At 63.4% G+C, this 20,603-nt stretch carries 15 protein-coding genes, 1 tRNA gene and 1 pseudogene; 9 read left to right on the top strand and 8 right to left on the bottom strand.

Annotation, left to right across the window (positions count from 1 at the left end; translation table 11 throughout):
• From QM797_RS12945 to QM797_RS12955, 3 genes are all read right to left on the bottom strand, one after another.
• Entirely contained in the window at positions 1-237 is a 237-nt protein-coding gene (locus QM797_RS12945) for a hypothetical protein (protein ID WP_283276110.1), read from the bottom strand.
• 23 nt (positions 238-260) lie between these two features.
• Positions 261-1,445, bottom strand: coding sequence for a fatty acid desaturase family protein (locus QM797_RS12950; RefSeq protein ID WP_283276008.1), 1,185 nt, complete (start codon positions 1,443-1,445; stop codon positions 261-263).
• 61 nt (positions 1,446-1,506) lie between these two features.
• Entirely contained in the window at positions 1,507-2,619 is a 1,113-nt protein-coding gene (locus QM797_RS12955) for a ferredoxin reductase (protein WP_283276009.1), read from the bottom strand.
• Positions 2,620-2,790: 171 nt separating this feature from the next.
• Here QM797_RS12955 and QM797_RS12960 point away from each other — a divergent pair, with 171 nt between their 5' ends.
• Positions 2,791-3,441, top strand: a complete 651-nt coding sequence (locus QM797_RS12960) for a TetR family transcriptional regulator (RefSeq protein ID WP_283276010.1) — start codon at positions 2,791-2,793, stop codon at positions 3,439-3,441.
• A 35-nt stretch (positions 3,442-3,476) separates the two neighbouring features.
• Positions 3,477-4,289 (top strand): annotated as a pseudogene (locus tag QM797_RS12965) (alpha/beta fold hydrolase); the annotation flags it as partial.
• A gap of 2 nt (positions 4,290-4,291) precedes the next feature.
• On the opposite strand, the gene QM797_RS12970 reads toward QM797_RS12965, so the two are convergent.
• Positions 4,292-5,614: an MFS transporter gene (locus tag QM797_RS12970; RefSeq protein ID WP_283276012.1), complete on the bottom strand. Its 1,323-nt coding sequence runs from the start codon at positions 5,612-5,614 to the stop codon at positions 4,292-4,294.
• Between the two features lie 83 nt (positions 5,615-5,697).
• Here QM797_RS12970 and QM797_RS12975 point away from each other — a divergent pair, with 83 nt between their 5' ends.
• Genes QM797_RS12975 through cmrA form a run of 3 tightly spaced genes read left to right on the top strand, consistent with a single transcriptional unit; the run spans position 5,698 to position 9,094 of the window.
• Complete coding sequence (locus tag QM797_RS12975) at positions 5,698-6,225, top strand: PadR family transcriptional regulator (RefSeq protein WP_283276013.1); 528 nt, start codon at positions 5,698-5,700, stop codon at positions 6,223-6,225.
• Complete coding sequence (locus QM797_RS12980) at positions 6,222-8,267, top strand: NADPH-dependent 2,4-dienoyl-CoA reductase (protein ID WP_283276014.1); 2,046 nt, start codon at positions 6,222-6,224, stop codon at positions 8,265-8,267. Before QM797_RS12975 ends, QM797_RS12980 begins: the two co-directional genes overlap by 4 nt.
• Positions 8,268-8,290: 23 nt before the next feature.
• Complete coding sequence (gene cmrA / locus QM797_RS12985; RefSeq protein WP_283276015.1) at positions 8,291-9,094, top strand: mycolate reductase; 804 nt, start codon at positions 8,291-8,293, stop codon at positions 9,092-9,094.
• Here the strand turns inward: cmrA and QM797_RS12990 are convergent.
• Positions 9,091-10,815, bottom strand: a complete 1,725-nt coding sequence (locus QM797_RS12990; protein ID WP_283276016.1) for a helicase HerA-like domain-containing protein — start codon at positions 10,813-10,815, stop codon at positions 9,091-9,093. The two genes, cmrA and QM797_RS12990, sit on opposite strands and share 4 nt — an antisense overlap.
• Before the next feature lie 95 nt (positions 10,816-10,910).
• On the opposite strand from QM797_RS12990, the gene orn reads away from it, so the two are divergent.
• The 3 genes from orn to QM797_RS13005 all read left to right on the top strand — a co-directional run bounded on the left by orn (position 10,911) and on the right by QM797_RS13005 (position 12,755).
• Positions 10,911-11,522, top strand: a complete 612-nt coding sequence (gene orn / locus QM797_RS12995; RefSeq protein WP_094635673.1) for an oligoribonuclease — start codon at positions 10,911-10,913, stop codon at positions 11,520-11,522.
• Between the two features lie 78 nt (positions 11,523-11,600).
• A tRNA-His gene (locus QM797_RS13000) sits at positions 11,601-11,676 on the top strand.
• A gap of 329 nt (positions 11,677-12,005) precedes the next feature.
• Positions 12,006-12,755, top strand: coding sequence for a M23 family metallopeptidase (locus tag QM797_RS13005; RefSeq protein ID WP_283276017.1), 750 nt, complete (start codon positions 12,006-12,008; stop codon positions 12,753-12,755).
• Positions 12,756-12,774: 19 nt separating this feature from the next.
• Here QM797_RS13005 and QM797_RS13010 read toward each other — a convergent pair whose 3' ends face one another.
• On the bottom strand, positions 12,775-13,968 hold the full coding sequence (locus QM797_RS13010) for a L,D-transpeptidase (protein WP_283276018.1): 1,194 nt from the start codon (positions 13,966-13,968) through the stop codon (positions 12,775-12,777).
• Between the two features lie 261 nt (positions 13,969-14,229).
• Here QM797_RS13010 and QM797_RS13015 point away from each other — a divergent pair, with 261 nt between their 5' ends.
• Positions 14,230-18,387, top strand: a complete 4,158-nt coding sequence (locus tag QM797_RS13015) for a bifunctional nitrate reductase/sulfite reductase flavoprotein subunit alpha (protein ID WP_283276020.1) — start codon at positions 14,230-14,232, stop codon at positions 18,385-18,387.
• Here QM797_RS13015 and QM797_RS13020 read toward each other — a convergent pair.
• Together QM797_RS13020 and QM797_RS13025 are read right to left on the bottom strand one after the other, a co-directional pair.
• On the bottom strand, positions 18,381-19,304 hold the full coding sequence (locus QM797_RS13020; RefSeq protein ID WP_283276021.1) for an alpha/beta hydrolase: 924 nt from the start codon (positions 19,302-19,304) through the stop codon (positions 18,381-18,383). The genes QM797_RS13015 and QM797_RS13020 overlap by 7 nt on opposite strands.
• Before the next feature lie 44 nt (positions 19,305-19,348).
• A complete protein-coding gene (locus QM797_RS13025) occupies positions 19,349-20,458 on the bottom strand; it encodes an endo-1,4-beta-xylanase (protein WP_283276022.1) in 1,110 nt (369 codons plus the stop codon).
• Between the last annotated feature and the right edge of the window lie 145 nt (positions 20,459-20,603).

Here is a 20,603-nt window from a genome sequence, read left to right on the forward strand (position 1 = left end):
TCAGTTTCGGTCGCGAGTCTCGAACTCTCCGTTGATCACGGTGCCCAGCGGGGCGTCACGCTCCGCTTTCTTCGCCGCTTCCCGCATCTCGATGCCATCGGTGATCAGGTCTCCGATTTCACGGGTGACGTCGCGGACGGCTCCGGTGATGATCACCACGATCCGGCCGACGTGATTGGCGGCAGATTCGGTGAACTCCTGCACGGTGTCCTTGTTGCGCTCGAACTTTCCCACCAACAGGACCGCCCCCTTCGAAGTCGTCACGCTGCGCTGGTCTTCTTACGCTCGACGATAACACTGGCCGGAGCTGCCGACCCTGTCAGCGAGTTGGGCAGGGCCAGCTTGAAGATCTTGCCCCATACGGAGCCGATCTGCTGGAAGAAGCCGCCGGTGTTGTAGGGCAGGTCGTACTTCTCGCACAGCGCCTTGACCTCGGGCGCGATCTGCGGGTAGCGATGCGCAGGCAGATCCGGGAACAGGTGGTGCTCGATCTGGTGCGAGAGGTTGCCCGACATGATGTGGAAGAGCGGGCTTCCCTCGATGTTGGCCGATCCCAACATCTGACGCACGTACCACTCGCCGCGGCTCTCGTCGGCGGTCTCCTCCTGGCTGAAGGTCTGGACTCCGGTCGGGAAGTGGCCACAGAAGATGATCGAGTAGGTCCACACGTTGCGGACGAGGTTGGCGGCGACGTTCCCGACCACGGTGGACGCGAAGAACGGTCCGGTCAGCGCCGGGAAGATCACGTAGTCCTTGAGCGCCTGCTTGCCTGCCTTGCGCCACATCCCCTGCAGCAGCGGCTTGACGTCGTGCCACTTGCGCTTGCCCGCGACGATGTTCTCGGTCTCGAGGTCGTGCAGCATGACACCCCACTCGAAGAACGTCATCAGCAGAAACGCATAGACCGGGTTGCCCAGGTAGTACGGGTTCCACTTCTGGTCCTGGTCCATGCGGAGGATGCCGTAGCCGATGTCGCGGTCCATACCGACGATGTTGGTGAAGGTGTGGTGCATGTAGTTGTGCGAATGCTTCCACTGGTCTGCCGGGCAGACGGTATCCCATTCGAACACCTCGGAGTTCAGACCGGGCTCGCGCATCCAGTCGTACTGCCCGTGCATGACATTGTGGCCGATCTCCATGTTGTCGAGGATCTTCGCAACGCCGAGGGCACCGACACCAGCGAGCCACGCCGGCGGGATGAACGGCAGGTACATCAATGCGCGTCCGGTGATCTCCAGGCCGCGCTGCGCCTTGATGATCTTGTAGATGTATTCGCGATCCTCGTCACCGAGCTTGGCGACGGTGCGGGCACGCAGGTCGTCGAGCTCGCGACCGAGCTCCTCGACCTGTTCGTAGGTCAGCACGGTCGGCGCGTCCGGCAGCGTCTCGTCGCGGCGAAACGGTAGGACCGCGGTGGGCAGGATCGAGAGAATCGTTCCGAGCATCTGATGATCTCCAATTCGATCGGGTCGAGATGGTCTGTGTGTCGAAATGTCTTGGGTGGAACTAGATGTCGATGTCGACGTCGCCTACGGCAACGGACACGCAGAGCTGGATCTTCTTGTCGGATTCGGTGTCGGTCTCGCCGGTCTTGATGTTCTTGGTGCAGCCGGACTTCTTCACCGAGGTGCAGGTGAAGCAGATGCCCATCCGGCAACCGTTGGCCGGCGAGAGACCTGCAGCTTCTGCCTGCTCGAGCAGCGTTTCCCCGTCGTTGTCCGAGGACACATCGCTGTCCGAGAAGGTGGTGGTACCGGTGACGTCGTCGCCGACCGTCGCGAACGAGGGCGTGAACTCCTCGAGGTGCAGGCTCTCGCTCAGTCCAGCGTCGTCGAAGAAGGACCTCACGCCCTTCATCAGTCCCGGCGGGCCGCACAGGAAGGTGTCCGCGTCGGCGAACCACGGGGCAACCGCGTCGAGGTGTTCCTGTCCGAAGAATCCGTACAGGTCACCGCCGGTCTTCTGCTCGGTGTACGCGAAGACGATGTTCACGTTCTCGTGCTCGGCGGCGATCTTCTCCAGATCCTTCTTGTACGCGACGTCGTTCTCGGTGAACGCGTAGTGCAGGAAGGTCAGGTCGCTGCTGTACCCCTCGTCCAGCAGCGACCTGAGCATCGACAGCACCGGCGTGATACCGCTGCCACCGCTGATCAGCAACGTCTTGGCCGGGCGTGGTTCGGGGAGCTCGAACGTGCCGTCGGCCTGCGACAGGCTGACCACGAGGCCGACATGCGCGTTCTTGTGCAGGTACTGCGACACCAAGCCTTCGGGGTGCGCCTTGATCGTCAGTTCGATCCGGCCGTCCCTGCGGTACTGCGAGCAGGCGGGCGAGTAACAGCGCGTTTGGCGAACACCGTCGATGACGACACCGACCTGGACGAATTGACCCGCCTTGAAGCCCTTCCACTGACGCGTGGGGCGGATAGTGAGCGTCAGCGAGTCTTCGGTGGACCGGTGTATCTCGGTCACTTCTCCGCGCAGGTCGCGAACCGTCGTCATAGGATCGACGAGTTCGAGGTACCGATCGAGCGCGTGAGGTGTGGCCATGGCCTCGAACAGGGAAAGAAGCGAGAACTTGCGCGAACCCGACGGTCGCGACGGACGTTCTTGAAGCGTCATTCCATCCTCCCTAACCGGATCGAAACCAACGACCCATTCAGTGAACGATTGTGCACTAACATGAGTGTGACAGAGCGACACCGGTACCTGTCAACGTTTATGTGACGGTCATTACAGAGCAAAAACGGCCGTCGACAGGTGTACGGGTAGAACCACAAGGGAGGTCACAGAATGCGCGCCCATAAACTGGACGCCGTGACAGAACCGGGGACCCGCGCCGAGCGCAAGGAGCGCACGCGTCAAGCCCTCATCGAGGGCACCCTCGACCTGCTCCGTGAACGATCCTTCGCCGGTGTCAGCCTGCGCGAGGTCGCGCGATCGGCCGGCATCGTTCCCACTGCGTTCTACCGCCACTTCGCCTCGATGGAGGACCTGGGCGTTGCTCTCGTCGAGGACAGCATGCGCATGCTGAGACAGATGTTGCGCGACGCCCGCCGCAATCCGAGCGCGAAGACGGCTACCGAGTCGTTCGGCATCCTGGTCCGCCAGGTTCGTACTCACGAAGATCAGTTCCGCTTTCTCAGTCGTGAGCGCTACGGCGGAGTCACCGAGGTGCGTCGCGCCTTCGCCACCGAGCTTCGACTGTTCGTCAGCGAGCTGACCATCGATCTCTCCCGAATGCCTGGTCTCGAGCAGTGGGACGTCGCCGATCTGGAGATGACGGCAGATCTTCTCGTGTCGACGATGCTCACGGCCGTGGTCGGTCTGTTGGAAATCGACAGACCGGGTAGTCAGAACGAAAAGGATCTGATCGCGCGTACGGAGAAGCAGATCCGCATGATCATGCTCGGGATGAGCCGATGGGAACCACGTCGGGCTTGACCGTTCGAGAAGAATACGTCCACGAAAGGAAGTTCATGTCCGAGGTAAGCGTCGGCGCGTACGTATTCGAAGTTGCGATGGCGGGCCCCTCGGATGGAGTTCCAGTTGTTGCGCTGCACGGCTTTCCCCAGACCAACGCGTCGTGGAGGAGCGTGACAACCGGACTCGTGGCCGCGGGTTGTCGCGTGATCGCGCCCAATCAGCGCGGATACTCCCCCGGAGCCCGCCCGCTCGGTGTCGAGCACTATCGCATCGAGCAGCTCACCGGTGACATCCTCGGTCTGCTCGACGCACTCGATCTACCGTCGGCGCACCTGGTCGGACACGACTGGGGTGCGGTGGTCGCCTGGCACCTGGCGGCCGAACACCCCGACCGCGTACGCACCCTGACCGCGGCATCGGTTCCGCATTCGGCGGCGTTCAACTGGGCCATCCGCGAGGATCCGGATCAGCAGGAGCGGTCGCAGTACTTCGGCCTGCTTCGGGAGCCGGAGAAGGCCGAGCGAGTTCTGGTGGAGAACGACGCACAGCGTCTGCGCGCGATGTTCGGTGCCGAGAGCCTCGACGACGAGTACGTTCGCCATCTCACCGTCCCCGGGGCGCTGACGGCCGCATCGAGTTGGTACGCCGCGATGACGAGGGAGTTCGCGAACCTCCCACCGGTGACCGTTCCCACCACCTATGTCTGGAGCAACGGCGACACCGCCATCGGCCGAGCCGGTGCCGAGCGGTGCGGCGAATTCGTCGATGCACCGTACCGATTCGTCGAACTCCACGGCATCTCTCATTGGATCCCCGAGGAAGCCCCCGGGGAACTCACAGCCGAGATCGTGGCCCGTATCGACTCGGTTCAGACACGCTCCGGAGCCCGCACCTTCAGCAACGCCAGCAGTCCGGCGGCGAGGACGATGATCAGCCCGGCGATACCCGCGCGGTCGGCGTCGAACAGCCATACGAACAGACCGAACAGCGACGGCGCGAGGAACGACGCGGCACGACCAGTCGTCGCGAACAGTCCGAAGAACTGACCTTCGCGCCCGGGAGGTGCCAGTCGGGCCAGGAAGGTACGCGCAGACGATTGTGCGGGACCCACGAACAGGCACAGGATCAGCCCGAAAATCCAGAACATCGTCGGTCCCGAAACGAACAGCAGAATGGTGCCGGCCGCGATCATGGACGTGAGAGAGAAGACGATGACCTTCTTGGGTCCGATCCTGTCGTCGAACCGTCCGGCGACGATGGCACCGAGGCCTGCGATGACATTGGCGGCGACGCCGAACAGCAGTACGTCCGCCGCGCCGATGCCGTAGACGCTGACAGCGAGAACGGCCCCGAAGGTGAAGACACCTGCCAGTCCGTCTCGGAACAGTGCGCTGGCGATCAGGTAGTAGACCGCGCGCCGGTCTGCGCTCCACAACTCGCGGACATCGCGAAAGAGAACGCGATAGGACTCCGCGAACCCGGCCTGTGCAGCCTTGGGATCGGCACTGGCCCTGGGCACTTCGGGAACTGCGAACATCACCGGGATGGCCGAGACCGCGAACCACACGGCCGCGAGCACGGCGACGAGTCTGATGTTCAGGCCACCGTCGGTGGTGAGCCCCAGTAAGCCCCGCGTATCGCCGTCGCCGACGATGAAGCCCAGATAGCACAGGAGAAGCAGCACGATCCCGCCGAAATAGCCCATCGCCCAACCGAATCCGGATACCCGACCGATGTTCTCCGGAGTGGAGACCTGCCGCAGCATCGAGTTGTACGGGATGCTGGCCAACTCGAACATGATGGATCCGAGACCGAGCAGCAACAGGCCGAGCCAGAGGTAGTGATAGTCGTCCTCGACGAAGAACAGGCCGGCCATGGCCACGACCGTCAGTCCGGTCAACACCCCCAGCAACCATCTGCGTTTGCCGCGCGCGTCGAAGTACTGCCCACAGACCGGCGCGAGGAGCGCGATGACGACACTCGACAGCGCGATGGACCAGCTGAACCAGGTGGTGGCCGAGATCGAGCCGGGCAGGTCGTCACCGACGGCGTCGGTGAGATACACCGAGAACACGAACGTGAGAATCACGGCGTTGAACGCAGCCGAGCCCCAATCCCAGAATCCCCAGGCGGTGACCTGCTTACGAATGGTTGCGACTCCGACGACGGCGGCCTCCGGCTGGGTTCCCATGGTTGCCAACACTAGACCGCGGCATCCGAATTCTTTCGTGCACCTAGTTGCATAGTCACCGCGTTGCATACATACTCTCCGTTGTGGCTTTGGAACACGCGATTCTGGTTTCCCTCACCGAGCTCAGTGGCTCGGGGTACGAGCTCGCCCGACGGTTCGACAAGTCCATCGGCTTCTTCTGGAGCGCAACGCATCAGCAGATCTACCGGACGCTGACGCGGATGGACGGGGCCGGGTGGATCACCGGTGAGGCCGTCGCACAGGACGGCCGTCCCGACAAGAAGGTCTACTCGGTCGCCGCCGCGGGCCGCGCCGAGCTCGATCGCTGGATCGCCGCGCCGACCGATCCCTCGCAGCTACGCGAGGAGCTCGCCGTCAAGATTCGCGGTGCCGCCAACGGTGACATCGCAGCGTTGAAGGTCGAGGTCGCCCGCCATCGCGATGTTCATGCCACCCGCCTCGACGTCTACCGACTGATCGAGAAGCAGGATTTTCCGGATCCCGCTGCCCTCACCGGCACCGCGTTGCATCAATACCTGGTGCTACGCGGCGGAATTCGCGTCGAAGAAGGATTCACCGAGTGGTGCACCGAAGTATTGGAGAAGCTGTGAAGACCGAGCAGACCGCAGGCCCGTATCCGATTCTGTTGTCGCCGTTGGACGTCGGCGCAACCACGTTGAAGAACCGGGTGATCATGGGTTCGATTCACACCGGCCTGGAAGATCGCGCCCGCGACACCGGCCGTTTGGCGGCCTACTTCGCCGAGCGAGCCCGCGGCGGCGTCGCCCTCATCATCACCGGCGGCTACGCCCCCAATCGCACCGGTTGGCTCCTGCCGTTCGGTGCCAAACTCACCAACCGCATCGAAGCCCGTCGGCACCGGCGCATCACCGCAGCGGTACACCGTGAGGGCGGCAAGATCGCGCTGCAGATCCTGCACGCCGGGCGTTACTCGTATCAGCCGCTGAGCGTGTCGGCGTCGTCGATCAAGGCTCCCATCAACCCTTTTCGGCCGCGGCGGTTGACGTCGAGGGGCGTCCGCTGGCAGATCCGCAACTTCGTGCGTTGCGCCCGGCTCGCGCAGAGCGCCGGATACGACGGCGTCGAGATCATGGGCGGCGAGGGATACTTCATCAATCAGTTCCTCTCCGAGCGCACCAACAAGCGGCGTGACGAGTGGGGCGGTTCGGCGGAGAATCGCCGTCGGATGGCCGTGGAGATCGTGCGACAGACGCGGGCTGCGGTGGGCCCGGACTTCCTCATCGTGTTCCGGCTGTCGATGGCCGATCTGGTCGAAGAGGGCCAGAGCTGGAACGACATCGTTGCCCTGGCGGAAGACGTCGAGGCTGCAGGCGCGAACATCATCAATACCGACATCGGCTGGCACGAGTCGCGGGTGCCGACCATCGTCACCTCGGTTCCGCGAGCAGCATTTGCAGACATCACCGGCAAGCTGGAGAAGTACGTCACCATCCCCGTTGCGGCATCCAACCGCATCAACATGCCCGAGATAGCCGAGAACATCCTCGCCCGCGGCGACGCGCAGCTGATCGCGATGGCCAGACCGATGCTGGCCGATCCGTTCTGGGTAGAGAAGGCCGCCACCGACTCCGCGGACCAGATCAACACCTGCATTGCCTGCAATCAGGCCTGTCTCGACCACGCCTTCGTCCACAAGAAGGTCTCGTGCCTGGTCAATCCCCGAGCGGGCCGCGAGATCGACCTGCAATTGCTGCCGACGAAGAAGACGAAGAAGGTCGCGGTCGTCGGAGCGGGGCCCGCAGGCTTGGCCGCAGCCCTCAATCTCGCGCAACGCGGCCATGCCGTCAGCCTGTTCGAGGCCAGGGACGAGATCGGCGGTCAGTTCGGAATCGCGCGGCTGATTCCCGGCAAGGAGGAATTCGCGGAGACGATCCGCTATTTCTCCAGCGCGCTCCGCACCGCCGACGTCGCCCTCCACTTGGGCAGCCGAGTTTCGGCCGCCGAGCTGATCGCAGGTGAGTTCGACGAGGTGGTGCTGGCTACCGGCGTCACTCCCCGAATTCCGAGCATCCCCGGCATCGAACACCCCTCGGTGTTGTCGTATGCAGAATTGGTTCGGGACGGCAAGCCCGTCGGTGATCGGGTTGCGGTCATCGGTGCAGGTGGAATCGGCATCGACATCTCCGAGTTCCTCACCACCGACGCCTCCCCCACGCTGGACTTGAAGGAATGGAAGCAGGAGTGGGGAGTCACCGAGCCCGAGGCCGCACCAGGGGCGTTGACCACACCGGTGCCCGCGCAGTCACCGCGCGAGGTGTATCTGCTGCAGCGCAAGCCGGGACGCATCGGCGCAGGGCTGGCCAAAACGACGGGGTGGGTTCACCGAGCGGCCCTCAAAGCCAAAGGTGTGCATCAGCTTTCGGGCGTCAACTACGAGAGAATCGACGACGCGGGCCTGCACATCTCGTTCGGCGAGAAGCATGAGCGCGCGCGTCTGCTCGAGGTCGACACCATCGTGATCTGCGCGGGCCAGGAGTCGGTTCGCGATCTGGTCGACGAGCTGAAGGCCGCGGGTACCACCACGCACATCATCGGCGGTGCGGACGTCGCGGCCGAGCTGGACGCCAAACGGGCGATAGAGCAAGGCACCCGGCTCGCGGCCACGATCTGATCTGTCCGCTAGCCTGTCTCACCGTGAGCCTGCCCAAGCCCAACCCCGATGCCCGTGCCGTCGTCACCGGAGCCTCCTCCGGTATCGGCGAAGCCCTGGCCACCGAACTCGCCGCCCGTGGTCATTCACTGATCGTGGTGGCTCGACGCGGCGAGCTGCTCGAGGCGTTGGCTGCGAAGCTCACGGCCGAGCACGGCGTTGCCGTCGAGGTGCGTGCGTCGGATCTGTCGAATCGTGAGCAGCGGCAGGCACTGGTCACCGAGCTCTCCGAGCGCGAGATCTCCATCCTGTGCAACAACGCGGGCATCGCGACGTTCGGACCGGTGGCCGGTCTGGACCCGGCGTACGAGCGCGATCAGGTCGAACTCAATGCCGTTGCCGTGCACGACCTCACGTTGGCGGTCATGCCCGGCATGATCGGCCGCGGGGCCGGTGGCATCCTCATCACCGGTTCGGCGGCAGGCAACATGGCCATCCCCAACAATGCGACGTACGCGGCAACCAAGGCCTTCGTCAACACGTTCTCGGAGTCACTGCGCGGTGAGCTCGCAGGCACCGGCGTCAACGTCACCCTGCTCGCTCCAGGCCCGGTCCGCACCGAGACACCCGACCCGGCCGAGGCCTCGATCGTCGACAAGATGGTTCCCGACTTCCTGTGGATCGACAGCGCCTACACCGCGAAGCTGTCCCTCGACGGCCTCGCGAAGAACAAGATGCGCGTCGTCCCGGGCCTGCTGAGCAAGGGTATGTCGGTCGCCGGGCAGTACAGCCCACGCAGCATCTCCGCACCGATCATCGGCAGCTTCTACAAGAAGCTCGGCAGCTAGCGCCGGCGCCGTCGTCCGGTTCCGAAGATACTGCGCGAGATTTCCCGCCCGGCAGCCGAGGCGGCCGATCGCAGGAAGCTCTTGACCGCCGGGTTGCCCATGATGCGCTCGGCAGCCGACGGGCCGTCCGGCTCGCTCGGGGGTAGATCGGGCAGATCGGCAGGCAGAGGCGGGATGTCGAACTTCTCGGCGGGAGTGGGCACGTTCGCCACGCGTGCGTTCATCCGCTCGTAGGCCGACTCGCGATCGATCGTTTCACGGTACTTCGCGGACAGGGTGCTCGACGACGCGGCCACGGCGATGGCGTCGTTGCCGATGGTGTCCATCAGTGAGCGGGGCGGACGAATCTTCGTCCACGCCAACGGAGTCGGCGCGCCCTTCTCCGAGAGCACTGTCACGATTGCTTCACCGGTCCCCAACGACGTCAGCGCCTTTTCGAGGTCGTACGCGTCGGTCTTGGGGTACGTGCGCACCGTCTTGTTCAACGCCTTCTGGTCATCGGGCGTGAAGGCGCGCAAAGCATGCTGAATACGTGCGCCCAATTGTGAGAGCACGTCGTTGGGAACGTCGGTCGGCAGCTGCGTGCAGAAGAAGACGCCGACGCCCTTCGAGCGAATGAGCTTGACGGTCTGTTCCACCTGCTGCAGGAACGCCTTGGACGCATCGGCGAACAGCAGGTGTGCCTCGTCGAAGATGAAGACCAGCTTGGGCTTGTCGATATCACCGACTTCGGGAAGCGTCTGGAACAGGTCGGCGAGCACCCACATCAGGAAGGTGGAGAACATCACCGGACGTGACGCCTGAACCCCGAGCTCGAACAGAGTGATGACCCCTCTGCCGTCCGGTCCGACGCGCAGCAGATCCTCGGTCTCGAGTTCCGGCTCACCGAAGAAGGTGTCTCCTCCGTCTGCTTCGAGGTTGACCAGCGCGCGAAGAATAACGCCTGCGGTTGCCGAGGAGACCCCGCCGATGCCTTTGAGATCTGCCTTCCCCTCGTCACTCGTCAGGTGCATGATCACCGACCGCAGGTCCTTGAGGTCGAGCAGGGCGAGCCCCTGGGAGTCGGCCCAGTGAAAGATAAGACCGAGTGTTGATTCTTGAGTATTGTTCAGCCCCAACACTTTACTCAGCAAAATCGGACCGAATGCCGTGATGGTGGCACGGACCGGCACTCCGATTCCCTCGGTGCCGAGAGAAAGAAACTCCACCGGGTGTCCGGCCGGAGCCCAGTCCGTGAGACCGGTGTCCGCAGCGCGGCTGCGAATCTTCTCGTTGTCCTCACCCGGCGCAGACAGTCCCGACAGATCGCCTTTGACATCGGCCATGACGACGGGAACCCCTGCCGCAGAGAGCTGTTCGGCAATTCCCTGCAGCGTCTTCGTCTTACCGGTTCCGGTGGCCCCGGCAACGAGACCATGCCTGTTCAACGTCGCCAACGGAATTCGAATGCGGGCAGTGGGGTCGGTGACACCGTCGAGAACCACGGTTCCCAGCTCCAAAGCCGCACCCGCAGAGTTGTATCCGGCAGCGATCTCGGCAGCCTTACCGGTTGCCGGCGATGCTTGCCCTTCTTCCGCGGCGCGTGCCTCGGCTTCGGCCGCGTCGGCTGCAGCCAGTGCTTCGGCAGCCACCCGCGCGGCTTCCACTGCGGCAGCCTTGGCTGCCTTCGCCCTCTCCGCAGGACTGAGCGTGGGTGCCGGCTGCGTCGGGTCGACTGTCATGTCCGCGTCCTCCATGAACGTGTGCTGGTGCTGAACTGGTTTCGATCGCCACCGCAAACCCTAGTGGCATCGCAGCTCGCACTAGGGTGGAGCGCGTGCAGGACAAACTCGTGTGGATCGACTGTGAAATGACCGGCTTGGACCTGAGCAAGGACAAGCTGATCGAAATTGCGGCGCTGGTGACCGACAGTGAGCTGAACATCCTCGGAGAGGGTGTCGACATCGTCATCCACGCCGATGACGACGCGTTGGCGAACATGCCTGCCGTCGTCACCGACATGCACGCCAAGTCGGGCTTGACCGACGAAGTGCGCGCATCGACGGTGACGCTGGAGGAAGCCGAGCAGCGCGTACTGGCGTACATCAAGGAGCACGTCCCGGTGGCCGGAACTGTTCCGCTCGCGGGAAACTCCATCGGGACCGATCGTGGATTCATCTCTCGCGACATGACCGCGCTCGACACCTACCTCCACTACCGAATGATCGACGTCAGCTCGATCAAGGAACTTTCCCGACGGTGGTACCCACGGATCTACTACGGGCAGCCGGCCAAGGGCCTTGCGCACCGCGCCCTGGCGGACATCAAGGAGTCGATCAAAGAGTTGCAGTACTACCGCCGGACGGCCTTCGTGGCTCCGCCGGGGCCCTCTACCAGCGACATCGCAGCAGTTGTTGCCGAACTCGACACGCAATCGGGGGCGGATTAGCAACCTCGGATTCAACCCGCTAGTATTGTCGACGCTGCTGATGCAGAGCCCGAAAAGGTTCTGCGGACGCGTGCAATGGTGGGCGTAGTTCAGCTGGTAGAGCACCAGGTTGTGATCCTGGATGTCGCGGGTTCGAGTCCCGTCGCTCACCCCATACGAAGAAGGCCGGTCTCCTCGCGAGACCGGCCTTTTTTGTGCGTTCATTTCACCCGTCACGGAGCGGCCGGAGGTGCCGACGCACCTGCCTTGACCTCGAATTACGTTGTTGTAATTCAACTTTCAGGTTTCCTGTGGGGTTGATGTGACGTACGGTTACTAATGGCACTTTTGGGGAAGAAAAGTACCAATGTGATTCATGTGTTTCCTGCTACGTGAGTTCAGCGTGCCCCGAAGCGTCACCGAACGTGTTCTTACGTCCAACTCGCACCCATCCGACGGGTGCGCGGTGGGCGCAGACGAGGAGGCTTTTTCGTGGGTCGCAGAATGCACAGAGTCATAGCGGGTTCGATCTTGTCGGCAGCACTGTGCATCGGCACAACCGGCGTGCTCAGCCCAGCGGTGGCCACCGCTCAACCCACGATCGAACTACCTCAGATCCCGATCCCCCAGCCCGACGCCCAGCAACGGGCCGCAATACTCGCCGCGGTGCTCGACGCCACCGGTGTTCTCATCAACCAGGTCGCGGAGATCGTTCTCGACGGCGACCTGCTGTCGGCGCCGGATTCGCCGGACGCCCCGAGCACTGTCGATGTGCCCGAGATCGAACTGCCCACCGCACCGCCCACCGTCGGTCTCGGCGGCGCAGTGCTCCCGATCGACGCAGGCAAATACCGCATCACCTCCGGCTACGGCGGACGCAACAACCCGACCGGCAACGGCGCGCAGTACCACCAGGGAGTGGACCTGGCCGCCGACAGCGGGACCCCCATCCATGCGGTGACCGGCGGAACCGTCGTTCAGGCCGGGGACGCGGGCGACGGCTACGGCAAGCTCGTCCGGGTCAAGAGCGGCAATACCGAGACCTACTACGGCCATCAGTCCAGCCTCGCGGTGTCGGTCGGCGACGAGGTGGCACCGGGAGACGTACTCGGCGCAGTCGGCAGCACCGGCAATTCGACCGGACCGCATCTGCACTTCGAGGTACGCAACAACGGCTCGAGCATCGAACCGGTGGCGTACCTGAAGACACTCGGCATCGATCCTTCGCTCTATCAAACCCGCGATCGAAGCTGATCCACCCGATCGAAACCGATCAGACCGTAGTGGCGTTGCCCGCTTTCCACTCGTCCCACGGGATGTTCCAATCACCGAGACCGTCGGTACCCGACAACGTTCCACCGACGGTGTTCTTCACGACGACGATGTCGCCGCGCTTGGTGTTGTCGTAGACCCACTTGGCATTGGTCGGGCTCAGATTCAGGCAACCGTGCGAGGCGTTCGAGTACCCCTGTTGCCCCACCGACCACGGTGCGGAGTGGAAGAAGATGCCGCTGTAGGACATTCGCGTCGCCCAATCGACCGGCGTTCGGTATCCGGTGGACGAGTTCACCGGCACGCCGTACGTCGAAGAATCCATCACGAGATGCTCGAAACGGTCACCGATGATGTAGACGCCGTTGTCGGTGGGGGTGCTGTCCTTGCCCATCGACGTCGGCATGGTGATGACGTCCTGGCCGTTGACGTTGAACGTCACCTGCTTGGTGTTGTCGTCGGCGGTGGCGATGACGGCATCACCGATCGTGAACGACGTCGTCGCGTTCTCCTGGCCGTAGATGTCGTCACCGAGGTCGCGCCCGTACACGTTCACCGCCACGTCGACCTTGGTGCCCGGCGCCCAGTAATTCTGTGGTCGCCAGCGAACCTCTTTGTTGTTGACCCAGTAGAACGCGCCTTCGACGGCAGGCGTCGTGGTCACCGTGATCGCGTTCTGTGCAGCAAGCTTGTCGGTGATCGCTTCGTCGAACTGGACCGCGACCGGCTGCCCGATACCGACGATGTCACCGGGATTCGGCAGGACATAAGGCTTGGTGAAGTTACCGGGCTGACTGGTGGTGAAGCTGGTGATCGTGCTCGACGCTCCCCCGAGTCCGAACGCGTCGGCCTGCACGCGATACTCGCGGTCGTAGCCGAGCGGCTCGGTGTTGGTCCACGACAACCCGTCGGGCGCGATTGCCCCCGACACCGGATCTCCAGCCGGGTTGAGCATCGTCACCGAGGACAATTTGCCGTCGGCCACCGACACGGTCACCGGGTCGGCGGGCGAGAATCCGACTGCTCCGTCGAGGACACTCGAGGTCAACTTCGGCTTCAGCAGCTCGGTCATGGGATTGGAATCGATGGGCACCGACGGTTCGGAGATGTCCGATGCAGAACTGCATCCCGACAGGACCGCCACCGAAGCGACGACTCCCACCGCGGCGAGTACGAATCCGCGATTCACCCTCATCAACCACACCACTTCCCACTTCGAGCCCGACACGAACGATTGTGCCAGCGCAGAATCTTCACATTCCACTCGACAGCCCGTTCGATGAATAACGTTCGAGTACCAATCGCGAGGCACAAAGTTCGTGTTACCTCCTTACCCCACGCGATGAGCTTCACGACACGAGATCACCGGGCCCCGCACAGCACGGTGAGGACAACGTCATATCCGGCTAACTGACGTGTAATGGCCGCGCACCCTGGACCGGGCACTGTGGAATCCATGGTCACCACGGTGAAGACACTCTGTGCGTACTGCGGTGTGGGATGCGGCATGGTGCTCCAGGTCGGCGGCCTCTCGACGTCGGCCGACGCACGTCCCGTCGTCACCAAGTCCGTCGGCGACAAGTCTCACCCGGCCAACTTCGGCCGGCTGTGCACCAAGGGGACGACCACCGCAGACATGCTGGCCGGGCCCGGCCGGCTGGAGAAAGCGCAGATTCGGCGTCGCCGTGGCGAGCGCCCGGAAAGCATGGACACCGCGGTGGCGATCAACGACGCCGCTGGGCGGCTCCGCACCATCATCGACGAGCACGGTCCCGATGCCGTGGCACTGTACGTATCGGGGCAGATGTCGATCGAAGCTCAGTATCTGTCGAACAAGTTGGCCAAGGGATTCATCGGCACCAACCAGATCGAATCCAACTCACGACTCTGCATGGCGAGCGCGGGAACCGGATACAAACAGTCACTCGGTGCCGACGGCCCGCCCGGATCCTACGAAGACTTCGACCACGCCGACGTCTTCTTCGTCATCGGCTCCAACATGGCCGACTGCCACCCCATTCTGTTTCTGCGGATGATGGACCGCGTCAAGGCAGGCGCGAAGCTGATCGTCGTCGACCCTCGACGTACCGCCACCGCAGACAAGGCCCACCTGCATCTGAAACTGAACCCGGGCTCGGACCTGGCCCTGCTCAACGGGTTGCTCGCGCTCATCGTCGAGGACGGCAACACCGACCCCGACTTCATCACGAAGTTCACCGACGGGTGGGACGCGATGCCGGAATTTCTCGCCGACTACACCCTGGACAAGGTCTGTGCAGCAACAGGTCTCGACGAGCAGGACCTGCGCGGCGCGGCCGCGATGATCGGTGATGCGAACAACTGGATGAGCTGCTGGACGATGGGCCTGAACCAGTCGACGCACGGAACCTGGAACACCAACGCACTGTGCAACCTTCATCTGGCCACCGGAGCCATCTGCAAGACCGGAAGCGGACCCTTCTCTTTGACCGGGCAACCGAACGCCATGGGCGGACGGGAAATGGGCTACATGGGCCCTGGACTCCCGGGACAGCGATCGGTGGTCGAGGATGCCGACCGTGAATTCGTCGAGGATCGATGGGGTGTCCCCGAGGGGACGCTCCGCACCGACGTCGGCGGCGGAACCATCGAGATGTTCTCCAAGCTGGCTGCAGGGGATATCAAGGCCTGCTGGATCATCTGCACCAATCCGGTTGCCTCGGTGGCCAACCGAACGACAGTGATCGACGGCTTGGAACGCGCCGAGTTGGTGATCACCCAAGATGCATTCGCCGATACCGAGACCAACACCTACGCCGACGTCTTGCTTCCCGCGGCACTGTGGACCGAAGCCGAGGGCGTGATGGTCAATTCCGAGCGCAACCTGACGCTGTTCCAACCGGCAGTCGAGGCACCGGGCGGGGCTCTGCCGGACTGGAAGATCATCGCCGACATGGCCTGCGCGCTCGGATATTCGGAGGCATTCACCTATTCGAGCGCCGAGGAGGTGTTCGAGGAGATCAAGCAATTCTGGAACCCCAAGACCGGCTACGACATCCGGGGTGTCACCTACGAGCGCCTACGCGAGAATCCACTCCAGTGGCCGTGCCCGCCCGACGCCACGACCACCAGAAACCCGATCCGCTACCTCAACGACGGGGTCAGCCAGAGACAACGCGTCTGCGAGGACGGATCGATTCCCGCACTGTCCTTCCCGACCCCCAGCGGACGAGCACAGTTCTTCGCGAGGCCGAGCATGGCGCCTGCCGAGATGCCCGACGACGACTACCCGTTCGTTCTCAATACGGGTCGTCTGCCCCATCAGTGGCACACCATGACCAAAACCGGCAAGGTCGCCAAGCTGAACAAGCTCGATTCCGGCCCGTTCGTCGAGGTACATACCATCGACGCCGACCGTCTCGGTCTGACCGAGGGCGACAGTGTGGAAATCGTATCTCGACGGGGCCGTGCGGTACTCCCGGCTGTCGTCACCGATCGAGTTCTCCCGGGCAACTGCTTCGCGCCGTTTCACTGGAACGACGAGTTCGGCGAAAATCTGGCGATCAATGCGGTCACCAACGACGCGGTCGATCCGTACAGCCAGCAACCCGAGTTCAAGGCGTGCGCAGTCACACTCACCAAAGTTGCTGCAGTGAAGCCCCTTTTGCCTGTGGTCGAGAACGTTACCGATGATCCGATCGACGCACTCGCCGCGATAGTCGGCCGACCCGCCGGCCCGTCGGCACCGTTCACCGCGGTCGAACAGAGCTATATCGCAGGGTTGCTGGAGGGTCTGGGCAGCGCGGCAGGTCGTGCGGCCGTAGGAACGCCCACCCTGCCGGCGCAGACACCCCTGTCCCCCGAGACTCATGCCTGGCTCGACGGGGTTCTCGCCGGATTGTATTCGCGCAGACTCGACTTCGACGGCGCGCCGACCGCGGCCCCGGCAGTCTCCTCCGACTCGTCGGAGCGGCCGCTTCTTCTGCTGTGGGCCTCGCAGACCGGAACTGCCGAGGAATACTCACAGACCTGTCTTTCGCATCTGAGGGGAGCAGGTCTGACCGTCACGGAGCAGTCGATGGACTCGTTCACCGTCGATCGACTGCCCGCTGAGGCAGACGTGCTGATCGTCAGCAGTACCACCGGTGACGGCGAAACTCCGGACAACGGGGCTACGTTCTGGGACAGCCTGGTCGACGAGTCCGTGCCCGGTCTGAATGGAATCCGTTACGCAGTACTCGCTTTCGGCGACTCGAGCTACGCCGACTTCTGCGGCCACGGCCGCAAGATCGACCAGCGCCTCTCCGAATTGGGTGCTACCCGGTTCCTCGACCGAGTCGACTGCGAACCCGATTACGAAGACGAGGCGGCATCGTGGCTCGACGCAGTGGTGGACCGCCTTCGTGACGATGACGCCGCCACCCCCTCGACCACAGGTGGCGTCGTCGCGCCGACGACGGTAGAGGGGACTGCACGATCGACCGAACAGACCACACACGATGCCGCCACACCGGCGCGCTACAGCAAGAAGTCTCCGCTCGTCACGACTCTGGTACGCAACCGAGTACTGAATTCGCGCGGATCGATGAAGGACGTGCGCCAACTCGGCTTTCATCTACCCGACGGAACACTCGACTACGAGGTCGGTGATGCGCTCGGAGTCTGGCCGCGCAACAGTGATGCTTTCGTCGACGAGTGGTTGCTGGCCACCGGACTGGACGGAGACACGAGTGTCGATCTCAGCGGATCCGGTGCCATGACATTGCGCACGGCGCTGCGCAGCCACCTCGAGATCGCCCGTGCGACACCGGATCTGTTGAAGTTCATCCACCGCCGGACCGCGGTCGACGATCTCGAAGCGATGCTGCATCCCGACAACAGACATGCGTTGCTCGACTGGATGTGGGGTCGTCAGTCGATCGATGTACTTGCTGCGCATCCGGTTCGCGCGTCGGCACAAGACTGGCTCGGAATTCTCAAACCGCTGCAGCCGCGGCTGTATTCGATTTCGTCGAGTCCGAAGGAGAGTCCCAACGAGGTACAGGTGACTGTTTCGGCGGTGCGGTACAACGTGCACGGAGTTCCGCGACGCGGCGTGTGCTCGACGTATCTGGCCGACCACGCGGCGAACGACGAGGTGGGGATTTTCGTACAGAAGTCCTCTCATTTCAAGCCACCGGACGACCCCGCCACGCCGATGATCATGGTCGGCCCCGGCACGGGCGTCGCCCCGTTCAGAGCGTTCCTGCACGAGCGTCGGGCTCTGGGTCACACCGGCCAGAATTGGCTGTTCTTCGGTGAGCAACATGCGGATACCGATTTCTACTACCGCGACGAACTGACGGAGATGATGCGGGACGGGTCGCTCAGCCGCCTGGACGTTGCCTTCTCCCGCGATCAGAAAGACAAGGTCTACGTCCAGGATCGGATGCGCGAGCACGGGGCCGAGTTATGGAACTGGATTGCTCGAGGTGCCCACTTCTACGTCTGCGGCGATGCATCGCGAATGGCCAAGGACGTCGATGCTGCACTGAAGGGGGTGGTGGCCCAGCACGGAAAGCTCGCTCCCAGCAGTGCCGAGGCCTACGTCAAAGCTCTTGCTGCCGAGAAGCGCTACGTGCGCGACGTCTACTGACTGCTCGGCGGCACGGTGCGTGTGAGGAACTCGAGCTGATCTGCCACTACCCTCTCGAACGCCTCTCCCAGATAGATCTCGAAGTGACCGGCGTCGTAGGTCCTGATCTCACCGAGCGGAGCCTTCCGCGCGTACCGCAGGGTTGCTTTCGCGGGCGCGACCGAGTCCGTCTCGCAGACGACGAACAGAATGGGGCATCGGACATCCTCGGCTCGACGTCCGGGCCGGTGCCGGACGATCTGCAGCGCGACTCTGGCCGCTACCCGATTGTGGAACGATTCGTCCGCTTCAGGCGCGAGAGCCAGATAGCCGTCGTAACTGTCGGGTGAGGTCATCAGTGCGGTCGTTCCGGGTCGCCCGGCCGTGGCGACCATCAGCGGCGCTCGACCGAACACCGACCCCGCCAGATCGCCCAGGGCTCGCCCGGAGAGCTTCATCGACGTCCACGTGTTCGACGCAAGCCCCGACGAGATGCCGTCGGTGAACGGGCACTGCGCCACGACAGCCGCGACGTGCTGGTCTCGGGCGGCAGCGACGATGACGTGGCCGCCGCCGAACGACGAGCCCCACAACACGATTCGACCGTTGTCCACATCGGTACGCGAACGGGCATGGGCGATGGCCGACGTCCAGTCCTGCAATTGAGACTCGATATCGAGCAGCTGGCGCGGCTCACCGCCGCTGGCCCCGAAGTAGCTATAGTCGAACACCAGGCAGGCGTACCCGACGGCACGGAACCGCTCGGCATAGGCGTCGAGTCGCATCTCCCTGGTACCGCCGAGACCGTGTGCCATGACGATCACCGGGGCCGGGTCGGTGCTGTCGGGAAGGTACAGCCAGGCCGCACAGTCGACCCCGTTCGAGTCGAACGTGATGTCGATACGGTGTGGAACCGCGCCCCCCGGCTGCGAAATCATGAGCAGACCATAGCCCACGTGGATCGCCGACGGAATCGAAGGTTCTACGGTGCAGAATGCTCAGCGGCATAGGCGTCGACGCGGGCGTATGCCAACTTCGGCGTCCAGTCGCGGTGCAGCAATCCGAAGTTCTGCTCGACGTCCGAGGTGTCGGTTCCCGAGTCACGCAACGAATAGACGAAGGCCGGACCGAGCCAGTCGGTGCCCAGAACTGCGTCGAGCACGATCCCGATGGTGTCGGACTGGACCTGCTCGGTCACGCTGCTCGGGTTGGTACCCGTCGGGGCACCGAACTCCGTGATCCAGATCTGTTTGTCCGAGTCACCGCCCGCAACCATTACATCTCGCATCGACCACATCTTCATGGCGGTGTTCCACGACGACGTCCCGGGGTCGTTCGGTAGGTACGGCCATGTGTACGGGTGCACGTTGAAGGCATCGAAATACTGATTGGCCCCTTGTTCGTACATCCTGGACAGGAAGGTCGTCCCGGTGATGTTGCCCTGCGCGGTCTCGGCCGGGGCCATTCCGCCCGCGAGCACAGTGGCATCGGGCTGGACCTGTTTGATCGCGCGGTAACTGGCTTGCAGCAGCGCCGAGTAGGCAGCTACGTCGGGGGCCGGTGCAAAAAACGACACGAGGTTCGGCTCGTTCCACACCTCCCACAGGCTCATTCGGTCCTGGTACCGCTGGACGACGGTGCGCGCGAACGACGCGAATTCGTCGGGGTCGGCCGGGCGCGAGTGCGGGTCGTCGACCGCGGCGGGGACGCGAGCCCACCGCGGCGTGTAGCCGACGATGCCGTATGGGCACATTCCATGGGCTACCACGGCATCGATGATGCGGTCGCTCAGCGCCCAATCGAACGCGCCGCGAGTCGGCTCGATCAAGCCCCAGTCCAGATCGAGTCGGACGGCGAAGGCACCAGCGTCCTTGGCAAGGGAGAGTTCGCGATCGAGGTCTGTTGTGGACAGGGTCGCGATTGCTGCACCCGGGGACACACCGATCCGAATGTCCCCGGACTGTCCATCACACACTGCCGGACTCGATTGGGCCCGCACGACGGGAACTGCGCCCGCTCCCGGAGTCGCGACGAACGGCAACATAAGAGTCGCCAGAACGGCAATCGATCGCAGGGGCGCATTCATGTACATCTGCGGATGCTAGCAACAACGCAATGCACTCATTCCTCGAACGGTTTGTCATGCGCATTGTGGCAAAGGCGCGGCCATTGCGAGTTTCCAGAAGTACCTTCCTTCAGTAGTCATCGGTACGACAACATTTCCTGTACTACTATCT

Origin of the sequence: Rhodococcus sp. IEGM 1381 (genome assembly GCF_030056795.1) — a bacterium.
Lineage (GTDB): Bacteria > Actinomycetota > Actinomycetes > Mycobacteriales > Mycobacteriaceae > Rhodococcoides.

Excerpts from the sequence above, each read along its gene's own strand:
- QM797_RS13015 (WP_283276020.1), top strand. The coding sequence starts at position 14,230 with ATGGTCACCACGGTGAAGACACTCTGTGCGTACTGCGGTGTGGGATGC.
- QM797_RS12960 (WP_283276010.1), top strand. The coding sequence starts at position 2,791 with ATGCGCGCCCATAAACTGGACGCCGTGACAGAACCGGGGACCCGCGCC.
- QM797_RS12950 (WP_283276008.1), bottom strand. The coding sequence starts at position 1,445 with ATGCTCGGAACGATTCTCTCGATCCTGCCCACCGCGGTCCTACCGTTT.
- QM797_RS13025 (WP_283276022.1), bottom strand. The coding sequence starts at position 20,458 with ATGTACATGAATGCGCCCCTGCGATCGATTGCCGTTCTGGCGACTCTT.
- QM797_RS13020 (WP_283276021.1), bottom strand. The coding sequence starts at position 19,304 with ATGATTTCGCAGCCGGGGGGCGCGGTTCCACACCGTATCGACATCACG.
- QM797_RS12955 (WP_283276009.1), bottom strand. The coding sequence starts at position 2,619 with ATGACGCTTCAAGAACGTCCGTCGCGACCGTCGGGTTCGCGCAAGTTC.
- QM797_RS12970 (WP_283276012.1), bottom strand. The coding sequence starts at position 5,614 with ATGGGAACCCAGCCGGAGGCCGCCGTCGTCGGAGTCGCAACCATTCGT.
- QM797_RS13010 (WP_283276018.1), bottom strand. The coding sequence starts at position 13,968 with ATGAGGGTGAATCGCGGATTCGTACTCGCCGCGGTGGGAGTCGTCGCT.
- QM797_RS13005 (WP_283276017.1), top strand. The coding sequence starts at position 12,006 with ATGCACAGAGTCATAGCGGGTTCGATCTTGTCGGCAGCACTGTGCATC.
- QM797_RS12990 (WP_283276016.1), bottom strand. The coding sequence starts at position 10,815 with ATGACAGTCGACCCGACGCAGCCGGCACCCACGCTCAGTCCTGCGGAG.